The organism is uncultured Caballeronia sp., assembly GCF_964243625.1.
GTDB lineage: Bacteria > Pseudomonadota > Gammaproteobacteria > Burkholderiales > Burkholderiaceae > Caballeronia.
Window position 1 is genome coordinate 1 of sequence record NZ_CAXTGZ010000236.1, and the last position, 8,622, is coordinate 8,622.

5 protein-coding genes are annotated in these 8,622 nt (G+C 63.4%); 2 read left to right on the forward strand and 3 right to left on the reverse strand.

Translation table 11 applies throughout. The features are described from left to right. Positions 1-2,206, reverse strand: a 2,206-nt coding sequence (hemDX, locus tag ACFFAR_RS16885; RefSeq protein ID WP_375508160.1) for a fused uroporphyrinogen-III synthase HemD/membrane protein HemX, incomplete at its 3' end; no start/stop codon positions are given. After that, positions 2,206-3,207 carry a hydroxymethylbilane synthase gene (gene hemC, locus ACFFAR_RS16890; RefSeq protein WP_062169508.1) on the reverse strand — a complete coding sequence of 334 codons (1,002 nt, stop codon included), beginning with the start codon at positions 3,205-3,207 and terminating at the stop codon, positions 2,206-2,208. The genes hemC and hemDX, both read right to left, overlap by 1 nt. A 360-nt stretch (positions 3,208-3,567) precedes the next feature. Between hemC and ppc the strand changes: the two genes are divergently transcribed. Further along, positions 3,568-6,567 carry a phosphoenolpyruvate carboxylase gene (gene ppc / locus ACFFAR_RS16895; protein WP_062169506.1) on the forward strand — a complete coding sequence of 1,000 codons (3,000 nt, stop codon included), beginning with the start codon at positions 3,568-3,570 and terminating at the stop codon, positions 6,565-6,567. 52 nt (positions 6,568-6,619) lie between these two features. Here the strand turns inward: ppc and ACFFAR_RS16900 are convergent, their stop codons facing one another. Further along, positions 6,620-7,372, reverse strand: a complete 753-nt coding sequence (locus ACFFAR_RS16900; protein WP_174362597.1) for a methyltransferase domain-containing protein — start codon at positions 7,370-7,372, stop codon at positions 6,620-6,622. A 141-nt stretch (positions 7,373-7,513) separates the two neighbouring features. Here ACFFAR_RS16900 and ACFFAR_RS16905 point away from each other — a divergent pair, with 141 nt between their 5' ends. After that, a complete protein-coding gene (locus tag ACFFAR_RS16905) occupies positions 7,514-8,341 on the forward strand; it encodes a helix-turn-helix transcriptional regulator (protein WP_062169502.1) in 828 nt (275 codons plus the stop codon). Positions 8,342-8,622: the final 281 nt, after the last annotated feature.

Sequence of the window (8,622 nt, forward strand, 5' to 3'; positions counted from 1 at the left end):
CCGCAAGACTCGCGTTCAGGTCGGGCACGGCGACGGCGGTCGACGCGTCATTGACCTGCTTGACGAGGTCGCGCACCGACTTGACCTTGCCCGACGACGGATCGAAGTAGCGGCCGAGCGCCGTATCCGCGGCGTTGAGATCCGACCTGAGTGCCGGTTCACTGCGCGACAACAGCGACAACCGCGCCGACAACAAGCGCAGTTTCACGTTCTCGCGCACGAAGTAGCCTTGATCGGGGGAAGCGAGCATGGCGTCGGCGTTATCGATACGGCGTACCGACACGAGGCTCGACAACTGCTGCCCGATGCCGCCCGCGATCTGCTGCAGCCAGACCTTCCAGCGCGGCTGGTTCGTCGCGGCGGCGATTGCGGCGCTGTCGCCGGGTGCATCGGCATGTGCGGTCGACGGCACGATCGGCGCTTCGCCGGCGAGCGGCAGGCGATCGATCTGGTCGATGGCGGTGTCGAGCTTGATGGCCAGGCCCGTCAAATCCGTCGATGGCGTGGCGTGCAGCTTGTCCATGTCCTGCGCGATGGCCTTGCGGATGGTCACGATCTGCGGGCCGGTCGTGGCGGCGAGACGCGTGTCGGCGCTTTGCAGCGCGAAGAGCGCGAGCTGGACGTTGCCTGTGAGCTGCAGTTGCTGGCTTGCGCTCGACAGGATCTGCTCGACTTCGGCCAGCGTCCAGTCGTCGCGATTGCTCGCCAGATCCTGATATTGCTGCTGCAGCGCCTGGCTTTGCGCCTGTGCATCTGTGAGCTTGCCCTGGAACTGGATGATCTGCGTGTTGATGGCCGTGACCGAACTCGCCGCCTGGTCGGCTTGCGCGCGCAACGCCGCGGTTTGCGCGTCGCTTGCCTGCAAACGTTGCGCGAGTTGCGCGTCGCGTTGATCGAATTTGCGGTTGAGCATGAAGCCGCCCACGCCCGCCACGATCACGATGATCACGAGCACAAGCCACAGCAGCGCCGTGCCCGCGCCGCCACGCCGCTCTTTCGGCTGCGATTCGTACGGCGTGAACGGCGTATTGGGCGGATTCGAAGGCGGAGCCGACGCCGTGGACCTGGCATCGGATTTTGCGTCGGACTTGGAAGCGGTCTTGCTTGAATCGATCGAATCAGTCATGCGTGATTGAGCCGGTTGGTGAGCCGGCGCGGACGCCGGCCTGGAATCCGTCGGCGCGGACTCCTGGTTGGTTTTTTGACTGGACTGGCCGGGCGGCGTTGCCGCCGGGGCCGTGTATCCATATTCTTGTGCCTCTGCAACCTGCGCGTCCGGTTTCGCCTCCGCTTTCGGGTCCGCTTTCCCGTCCGATAGTGAAGCAGTGCCGAAGAGCGCGCCGAACGCCTGAACAATGCGTTCGTCGCCGGCGCCGGACACCGTAATCCTATCAAAACCCGCCTGCCGCGCGGCTTCGGCAATACGCGGATGCGGCGTGACGAGCGGAACGTGCTTGAGCGTCAGGGTTTCATCGACGGTCAGATATTCGCGGGCCAGCTCTTCGAGGTTGCGCACGCCCTCCGAACTGGTGAGGAGCCACGCGTGCGGTTCGCCCGCCAGCAGTTCGTGGATGCGCTCCCAGTCGCGCATGGACGGCTCCGGCACGATGCGCGTGTAGGCCGCGACCTTCTCCACCTTCGCGCCGGCCTCGGCGAGCGTGTCGGCAAGCCATTCACGGCCGCCATCGCCACGCACGATCAACACACGTTTGTCCCTGAGGCCATCCGCGCCGAAATGCGCCACGATTGCTGCGTGCAGTGCTTCGGAATCGTAGCGGGGATCGGTGGGCGTCTCGGTGATCGTGGCATCGGCGCCGGGACTGATCACCGTATAAGCCGGTGGTGCGATACCCTGGCGCGCCAAAGCTGCCACGCTGCCGGGACCGACCACGCCAATCGCAACATGCGCCGGCCACGGCGCGCTAAGCCCGGCGAACGCGTGCTGGACGGCGTTCGGCGACACGAAGACGACCAGCGCAAAGCCAAGTTCAGCGGGCGCATAAAGCTCGCCGAGCGCGGCCTGCAGCGGTGCGGTATCGGCGACGGGGCCTATATCGATGAGTGGAAACTCCAACGGCTCGAAACCCGCGCGTTCGAGCAGCGCCATGAGTTCGGCCGACTGGCCGGACGGACGCGTGATGACAACCGTGGATGGCCGGGGTGTGGCTTCGGCCGGGGTATGGGTCGAATCGTGAGCGCTCGCCATCAGTCGGCAGGCGTTGCAGCAGGAGGAATGCGCGCACCGCTTGCCGTGCTCAACTCGCGGACGATGTCCATCGCGCCCTGCGCTTCGAGCTCGGCGGAAACGCGCGCGCCGAGATCGAGCGCGGCTTCGACACCGGTGGCATTCGCCGAGCCTTCGGCACGAAGGACGCGCGTACCATCGACCGTCGATACACATCCGCGCAAATGCAGCGCGCCGTCGTGCCATTGCGCGTACGCCGCGAGCGGCACTTCGCAACTGCCGCCAAGCGAGCGCGACACCATGCGCTCGGCTTCCACTGCTGCAGCAGTGGCATCGTGATGCAGAGGGGCAAGCCACGCGGCGAGATCGTCACGGCCGGCACGGATCTCGATGCCGAGCGCCCCTTGCCCCGCCGCCGGCAAACTTTCCTCCGGCGACAGATACGCGCGAATCCGCGATTCCAGCCCCAGCCGGATCAGCCCGGCGGCCGCGAGGATGATTCCCGAGTAGTCGCCCCGGTCGAGCTTGCCCAGACGGGTATCGAGATTGCCGCGCAACGGGCGGACTTCGAGATGAGGAAAATGCATGCGCAACATGGCTTCGCGTCGCAAACTCGACGTCCCGACGACGCTGCCGTGAGGCAAATCCGCCAGCGACGCAAAGTGCGGCGAAACGAAGGCATCGCGGGGATCTTCGCGTTCGAGGATCGTGCTCAGGGTAAAGCCGTCGGGCAGTTCCATGGGCACGTCTTTCAGCGAATGCACGGCCAGGTCGGCACGGCCGTCGGCGAGCGCTGCTTCGAGTTCCTTCACGAAGAGTCCCTTGCCGCCGACCTTCGATAAGGTCCGGTCAAGAATCTGATCGCCGCGCGTCGTCATTCCGAGGATTTTGACGTCGCAAGATGGATATAATTTGTGCAGCGCAAACTGCACGTGCTCAGCCTGCCACATGGCAAGACGGCTCTCCCGCGAGGCAATGACCAAAGTACGGGGCGGTGGCGTGGAAGGCGTCTCGGAGTTCATTGCGGGTCAATCGAATGACGGGATGGATAACAAACAATGGTAGCACGCACGCCCAAGCCCAATTACAGTCCTGAGCGCGCCGAAGCGCCGCGGAAACGGGCCTGGCGCGATGCGGCGGGACGGAGACAGCAGGGCACAAAAGCCGCAACATGCGGCACGCGTCATGGTTGAGGCACGCATTCTCTCGCGCTGCCGTGCCTGTCGCCTTGGATTTCCCGAGTTTCAGCCGCAACGCCAGTAACACTGTAAGCAGCTTGGCGGGCAAGCGGACGCCGTTTCATGCACGGCGCCTGCACGCTTCCATATCGAGTCTGTGGCTTTAAAGTTGGCTAACTGAACGACAAGCAAGAGGAATTCAACGTGACGTCTCCCGGATCGGCGCGCAATGCCCGCCCCCGCCGCAACGCGGTATCGAAGAATGAAGGTTCGTCCGTCAAGGCCATCGCGGCCGATGTAACGGTTGCCGCCAAAGCCTCCAAGGCGCGCGCCACCGCCGTCAAGAAGCCTGCTGTGAAAGAGCCCGCTGCTAAGGCCGCCAGTAAGCCGCCCAAAGCCGCATCGCGTACACGCGACGACAAGGACCTTCCCCTCTTCGAGGACATCCGCTATCTTGGCCGCCTGCTCGGCGACGTCGTGCGCGAACAGGAAGGCGACAAGGTCTTCGATGTCGTCGAAACGATTCGTCAGACCGCGGTCAAGTTTCGTCGTGAGGAAGACAGCGAGGCATCGCAGGCGCTGGACAAGCGCCTGAAATCGCTTTCGCCCGAGCAGACTGTGAGCGTCGTGCGCGCGTTCAGCTATTTCTCGCATCTGGCGAATATCGCCGAGGACCGGCATCACAACCGGCGCCGCAGGATTCATGCGCTCGCCGGCTCGACGCCGCAGGCCGGCACGATGGCTTATGCAATCGAGCGGCTGAAAGCGAGTCCCGATGCTTCATCGGCGCAGGCGACGCTCCAGAAGTTCTTCGATGCCGCCCTGATCGTGCCCGTACTGACCGCGCACCCCACGGAAGTCTCGCGCAAGAGCATTCTGGATGCACAGCACGAAGTTGCGCGGCTGCTGGCCGAACGCGATCAGGACCTGACCACACGCGAACGCGCGCACAACGAGTCGATGCTGCGCGCCCGCGTCACGTCGCTCTGGCAAACGCGGATGTTGCGCGAAGCCCGCCTGACCGTCGCCGATGAAATCGAAAATGCGCTTTCGTATTATCGTGCAACGTTCCTCGAAGAAATTCCTGCGCTTTACGCTGATATAGAAGCCGCGCTCGCCGAGCACGGACTGCCCGCGCGCCTGCCCCCGTTCCTGCAAATGGGAAGCTGGATTGGCGGAGATCGCGACGGCAATCCGAACGTCACCGCGCCCACGCTGGTTCACGCGATCACGCGCCAGGCCACGGTGATTTTCGAACATTACCTGGAGCAGGTGCATAAGCTCGGCGCGGAACTATCGGTGTCGAACTTGCTGGCCGGCGCAAGCGCCGAACTCAAGAAACTCGCCGATAACTCCCCGGATGCGTCGCCGCATCGTACCGATGAGCCTTATCGGCGCGCGCTGATCGGCGTGTACGCAAGGCTCGTCGCGTCCGCCGACGAACGTCTGGGCGCGGGCGTGGTTGCAGCGCGCAGCCGTCATCCGGCGAAGCCGTATGCATCGGCAACTGAGTTTGCCGCCGATCTGAACGTGCTGATCGAATCGCTCGCCGCGCATCACGGCGAGTATCTGTCGGCGCCGCGCTTGTCGCCTTTGGCGCGCGCGGCCGAAGTGTTCGGCTTCCATCTGGCGAGTATCGATTTGCGTCAGAGCTCGGACATTCACGAAGCGGTGATCGCGGAGTTGCTGGCGCACGCAGGCGTGCAGGACGATTACGCCGCGCTGCCCGAAGCCGATAAAGTCGCGTTGCTGCTCAACGAACTGGCCCAGCCGCGGCCGCTGCGCCTGCCGTATTTCGATTACTCGGATCTCGCTAAGAGCGAACTCGGCGTGCTCGAAGCGGCGCGTGTGACGCGTGAGAAATTCGGTACGCGGGCCGTGCGCAACTACATCATTTCGCACACGGAAACAGTCAGCGACTTGCTTGAAGTGATGTTGTTGCAGAAGGAAACCGGCCTGCTGCAGGGGCGTCTCGGACACGCGAAAGATCCCGCGCACGATGGCCTCATGGTGATTCCGCTGTTCGAAACCATCGCCGACTTGCGCAACGCGCCGCACATCATGGGCGACTTCTTCGCGCTGCCGGGCGTGAACAAGCTGGTCGAGCTGCAAGGCGGCGAGCAGGAAGTCATGCTCGGTTATTCCGACAGCAACAAGGACGGCGGTTTTCTTACGTCGAACTGGGAGTTGTATCGCGCGGAACTGGCGCTGGTCGCGTTGTTCAAGCAGCACAAGACCACCTTGCGCCTTTTTCACGGCCGTGGGGGCACGGTCGGTCGCGGAGGCGGTCCGACGTATCAGGCAATCCTGTCGCAGCCGCCAGGGACGGTAGATGGCCAGATACGCACGACCGAGCAAGGCGAAGTGATCGCGAGCAAGTTCGGCAATCCTGAGATCGGGCGGCGCAATCTCGAGCTCGTGGTGGCGGCGACGCTCGAAGCATCGCTCTTGCCGCACGAAAATACGCCGGCGCAGTTGCCCGCGTTCGAAGCAACCATGCAGACGCTGTCGGATTCGGCGATGGCCGCGTATCGCGCGCTGGTTTATGAAACGCCCGGATTCAAGGAATATTTCTTTGAATCAACGCCGATTTCGGAAATTGCGGAGCTGAACATCGGCAGCCGGCCGGCATCGCGAAAATTGCAGGATCCGAAGCAACGCAAGATCGAGGATCTGCGGGCGATTCCGTGGGGCTTTTCGTGGGGCCAATGCCGTCTGCTTCTGACGGGATGGTATGGCTTCGGCAGCGCGGTCACGAATTTCCTCGACACCGCGTCCGACGCCGCCGAGCGCGCGAGGCGGCTCGCCACGCTCAAGAAGATGCACAAGACCTGGCCGTTTTTCGCGAACCTGCTCTCGAACATGGACATGGTTCTGGCGAAGACGGACATTGCGGTGGCATCGCGTTACGCGCAACTCGTCACCGATAAAAAACTCCGCAAGCACGTGTTCAGCCGGATCGTGGCGGAATGGGAGCGGACGTCGAGCGTGTTGTCGGAAATCACGGGGCACAGCGAGCGGCTCGCGAACAACCCGCTGCTCGCGCGGTCGATCAAGAACCGCTTCCCGTATCTGGACCCGCTGAATCACTTGCAGGTGGAGCTGCTGAAACGGCACCGCGCGGGGGATGACAACGTGCGGCTGGGACGCGGGATTCACTTGACCATCAACGGGATTGCGGCGGGGTTGCGTAATACGGGTTGATCTTTCGCAGTTGCGTTGAGTAAAGCCGGCGAGGTATCTGCCGGCTTTTTCGTTATTCCGCCTCGACCATCAACGCATCCAGTTCAAACGAACCATCGTCCTGAACCGCGAAATACTGGCGCACTTCGTCGGGCGCGTTCTTCCACAGCGAGCGAATCGCCGTCACGCGTTCCGGCGGCGTACGCATTCTCGCGACCCACGTATCGAATTGAAGCGGCAAGCGCCATCGGCTGCGAATTCCGGCCTTGAAGCCCGCCTGTTCGAACAAGGCCAGCCACTCGTCCCCACGATAATCCCGGATATGCGAGCCATCGCGCAGCACTTCGACGGCCTGGATATGGGTATCGAGCAACGGATGGTCCGCGCCCGCGATATCCACGAACACCACGCGCCCGCCCGGCTTCAGCACGCGCCGGACTTCCTTCAGCGCCGCCGGCACATCGTGCCAGTGGTGAGCGCTCATGCGGCTCAGCACGCGGTCGAAGGTAGCATCGGCGAAAGGGAGACGTTCGGCGGGACCTTGCTGCGTCGTGATGTTCTCAAGCCCGCGTTCCTGCGCCGCCCCGGCGACCGTCGCCAGCATCTGTTCCGCGATGTCGTACGCCACCACGCTTCTGGCGTGCGGCGCGACCGAAAAACTCACGTGACCCGCCCCGCAACCCAGGTCGAGCACGACCGCATCCGGAACCGCGGCAACTTCGCGCGCCAGTTCCTGCAGATCGGCGCCGGTTGCATGCACGGCACTCGTGAGATAGGCGGCGGCGGTCGAGCCGAATGCATCGGCGACCTGTTCGTGGTGTTTCATGGGTAGCTCCAGGTTTTTGTCAGTATTTTCCCAGCGACAGCAACGCTACAATAAGCGCCACCTTGTACCGGTACAAGTTGTGCAGTTATTCTGGTATCTAAAGTACCCGACCGCGTATCGAATTCATCTCAACGCCCATTCATGACTCCGTCGTCGCCCTCTTCTTCTAACGCACCCAGCGTCGCGCCACCGCTCGATGCCACGCCCGCGCGCGCGCTCGGCGAGTTCATCCGCGCGCATCGCGAGCGGCTTTCGCCGATGGCCGTCGGCCTGCCACCCGGTCCGCGCCGCCGCACGCCGGGTTTGCGTCGTGAGGAAGTTGCTCAGTTGTGCGGCGTCAGCCCGACCTGGTACACGTGGATCGAGCAAGGCCGGCCGGTTTCCGCTTCCGCCGATGCCCTCGCGCGCATCGCGGTCGCATTGCAGCTCTCGCGGGCCGAGCGCGCATACCTCTTTGAACTCGCCGCCCAGCGCGATCCAGCCGAGCCCGATCCGGCGGCGCAAGATGCGCCGGCGTCGCTGCTGAAATCCGTGGAATTGATCGATGCCCCCGCCTACGTGCTCGACCGGCAATGGAACGCGTTGCGATGGAACGCGCAGGCGGCGGCGTTGTTTGTTGGCTGGCTGGATGGCGAGCGGGATCGGAATCTGCTCTCGTTCACGTTTACCGGGGCCGGAGCACAGAGTCTCATCGTCGATTGGGAGACACGGGCGCGCCGGCTGGTGGCCGAGTTCCGGGCTGATTCGATCCGTCACCTGAACGATGCCCCGACGCGTGCGCTGATCGATTCGCTCAGCAGCGCCAGCGATGCATTCGCGCGCTTCTGGGCGTCGCAAGACGTGGGCGAACGTGAAGGCGGCACGCGGGAGTTCAATCACCCCACGCGCGGCCGGCTCGTGTACGACCAGATTACGTTCAAGCCGGCGCACCGGGAAGATTTGAAACTTGTGATGCTGGTGGGAGTTTGAGCAGAGGAATGCCCGGCGGCTTTCACAGCACGAAGAGCACTACACAATGCACAAAAAAATGCCCGGCCTATTGGGACCGGGCAAAGCCGCTTCTCCCCGGCAGGGCCGGAGGAGAACGGGGACACATGGTGAGCTGCGCCGGTCATGCGGTGTTTTCGCGCATGCCAAAACGGGCTCGTATCCGTAATTACGTTTGGAAAAGTGAAACGGATTCATCCGGATGCAAAAAAACCAATGCGGTTCGAAGCGATTATTTCGGTAATATCGATCGCGCCGCCCAC